Origin of the sequence: Clostridium sp. UBA871 (genome assembly GCF_002295255.1) — a bacterium.
GTDB lineage: Bacteria > Bacillota > Clostridia > Clostridiales > Clostridiaceae > Clostridium_J > Clostridium_J sulfidigenes.
In genome coordinates this window covers 1-2,869 of sequence record NZ_DBFV01000009.1, presented here as the reverse complement: position 1 = coordinate 2,869, position 2,869 = coordinate 1, and the positions used below count along the sequence as shown (strand labels likewise).

The 2,869-nt window shown below is 27.1% G+C and carries 3 protein-coding genes and 1 tRNA gene; 3 read left to right on the top strand and 1 reads right to left on the bottom strand.

Annotated elements, in window-relative coordinates; translation table 11 throughout:
• Positions 1 to 19: 19 nt before the first annotated feature.
• The 3 genes from B3086_RS12995 (at position 20) to B3086_RS12985 (ending at position 1,848) form a co-directional block, all read left to right on the top strand.
• A tRNA-Lys gene (locus B3086_RS12995) sits at positions 20 to 95 on the top strand.
• A 95-nt stretch (positions 96 to 190) separates the two neighbouring features.
• Entirely contained in the window at positions 191 to 706 is a 516-nt protein-coding gene (locus B3086_RS12990) for a GNAT family protein (protein WP_346849315.1), read from the top strand.
• A gap of 38 nt (positions 707 to 744) precedes the next feature.
• A complete protein-coding gene (locus tag B3086_RS12985) occupies positions 745 to 1,848 on the top strand; it encodes a mechanosensitive ion channel family protein (RefSeq protein ID WP_346880226.1) in 1,104 nt (367 codons plus the stop codon).
• A gap of 41 nt (positions 1,849 to 1,889) precedes the next feature.
• Here the strand turns inward: B3086_RS12985 and B3086_RS12980 are convergent, their stop codons facing one another.
• On the bottom strand, positions 1,890 to 2,636 hold the full coding sequence (locus tag B3086_RS12980) for a hypothetical protein (RefSeq protein WP_346880227.1): 747 nt from the start codon (positions 2,634 to 2,636) through the stop codon (positions 1,890 to 1,892).
• Positions 2,637 to 2,869 lie beyond the last annotated feature (233 nt).

Here is a 2,869-nt window from a genome sequence, read left to right as displayed (position 1 = left end):
GTTGCCAGGTTTTTAACGTGGTTCACTAGCTCAGTCGGTAGAGCACATGACTTTTAATCATGGTGTCCGGGGTTCGATCCCCCGGTGAGCCACCAAAAGCACTTCATATGGAGTGCTTTTTTTATATATAAAATAATAAATTTAATTTATAATAATATGAGAAGTAGCATTTTGGTATGGAGGGTAGAAAGTGTATAATATATGTGAAGGACAACGAATTTATTTAAGAAATATAGAATTAAATGATGCTAAATTGGTTGCTAAATGGAAAGATGAAATAGTAATGAGAAAAATGTCCGTGGGATTAAATACAAATATAAGTTATGAAAATCAATTTCAAGACATTAAGCTTAGCATAGAAGAAGGAGAAGAATTATATTTAATTATTGCATTAAAAGATAATAATGAACCTATAGGATACATAAGAATGAACTGGTTAGATGAAAATAAAGAAATGGCTTGGCTTAGGTTTGGATTAGGAAGTCATAGGCAAGAGGGATATGCTAAGGAAGGATTAAAATTAATTATAGATTATTTATTTAGCATTGGAACTCATAGGATTGATGCAGAGGTGTTAATGTTTAACTATCCTAGTCAAGGCACATTAAGGTCATTAGGTTTTCTTCATGAAGGAACAAGAAGACAAGCATATTATGATGGAGAAGAATATGTTGATGTTTTTGTTTTTGGAATTGTAAAGGAATAAATAATGAAAACTAAGTTTTTATATAGGAGGAAAGATAAATGGTAATAGCTCAAGTAGAGATATTAACGAATAAATATGTACAGATTATATTAAATAGTAAGTTTTTTGAAGTGTGGAAGTCAATTGCAATAGGAGTAGGAATATTCGTATTGTTAATGTTCCTAAGGAACATATTTGCTAAATATATTATAAAGATATTAGATGGTATATTTAAAGCTTTAAAAATTAAAAGTGCTAGAAAAATATTGAGTGCATTTGAAAAACCTATAAAAATGGCATTTATAGTAATGGGTGTATACATATTTATGAGTATACTAAATTCATCAATGGGATGGAATATTAGCAGTATAATTAATAAATTATTAGGGACATCAATTATAGTATTATTTGCTAATGGATTAATTAACATTACTAATAATTCAGATGATTTTTTATTTAGAGCTACAGATAAATATGATATAAAAGTTAATACTGTATTAATACCTATGATGGCCAAAGGAATAAAGTATTTAATTATAGCTTTTGCAATTATACAAGTAGCGAATATTTGGGGGCTAGATGTAAATGCTTTTATAACAGGAATAGGTTTAGGGGGAGTTGTAATAGCTTTGGCAGCAAAAGATTTTGCTGCCAATATGATGTCAGGTGTCATAATATTTATGGATAATCCTTTTACAATAGGTGATTGGATTAAGTGTAAGGAGATAGAGGGAATAGTAGAAGATATTAGTTTTAGAAGTACAAGAATAAGAACTTTTGATAAAGTGTTAATAACGGTTCCTAACTCATTACTAGTAAATGATTCAATTTTAAACTTTAACAAGAGAGAGTTAAGAAGAGTAACTATGAATATAGGAGTAACCTATGATACAGCTACTGATCAGCTTCAAAGGTGTGTTAGTAGCATAAAGGATATGCTAAAAAATCATGATGGAGTAGATAGTGAGAGTATTCATGTTAGCTTTAGTACATTTAATGAAAGTAGTTTAGACATAGGTATGTATTTTTTTATAAATAGAATTGAATTCAATGAATATATGGAGATTAAAGAAGATATAAATTATAATATAATGAAAATTCTAAGTGATGAGGAAGTAAGCATTGCTTTCCCAACAAAAAGTGTATATATAGAAAATAAATAAAAGGTTTAGGTAGTTCTTATTTGAATTACCTAAACCTTTTATTACTCATTTATAAAGTCAATAATTTCGTTGTATAAACTTCTTACACCATAATGCCAGTTTTGATCAGCAGAGTACTTTCTATTAATCCATACTAAAGGATCGACACTATCAGGTCTATCCTTAGATAGATTTATAATTGTACGACAAGCAATTTCTGATGCATCTACAATATCAGTATTATAACTTTGCCAACTACAAAATACATTATAAGGATTGTTAGCTATTTTAGTAGCACTTACATGATCTTGAGGAACAAAGCTTTGTTCTTGACCTGTAATAGCAAATAGCAGTATAGGATTAATATTAAAATCTCTACCAACTTCTATTATGGATGAAAAGTAAGGTTCATCCTTAAGTATAGAAGATCTATTAGCTAAATAAGATTTTAATAAGTTTTCATCTATAACTTTATATTTAAACCAATCAGGTAAATGCATAGTTTGGTTTATCGCTTCTTCACTTACTTGATTATTGTGATACAAATTTTTACATTTTTGTTGAGACTTTTGTATAGAATAAGAATTATATTCAGAATTATATTTTGAAAGTTCAGTGGTTAATGTATTAGAGTTATTAACTCTATAAGTTATAGATAGAGTATTTATTGATTTTATGTCACTGTTGATTAATTTTGTATTTTTATTAGATGTATTTTGTCCTTGCTCTGTGGTTGATAAATTAATAAGTTGCAATACTAATATAAATATAACAACTAGAGGAATAAAACTTTTTTCTTTCTTCTTCATAAATTTAATCACCATATTTCCCAAAATTTTTATTAATAATTATAATCTGTCCAAAAAAATAATAAATATTCAATTTACATATTTTTTCAAAAGGTAAGAGGTAATTAATTTTAGACAATGGTAATTATTCATTTATGCTTATACCAATAAACAATATAAGTAAATACATGATATAAATGTATAAATGCAATTAATAGATTAAATAAACAAATCCTAGTGTATCAATATTAGGA

Bases quoted from the DNA above. Each gene is read 5' to 3' on its own strand.
- B3086_RS12985 (WP_346880226.1), top strand. From the start codon at position 745: ATGGTAATAGCTCAAGTAGAGATATTAACGAATAAATATGTACAGATT.
- B3086_RS12980 (WP_346880227.1), bottom strand. From the start codon at position 2,636: ATGAAGAAGAAAGAAAAAAGTTTTATTCCTCTAGTTGTTATATTTATA.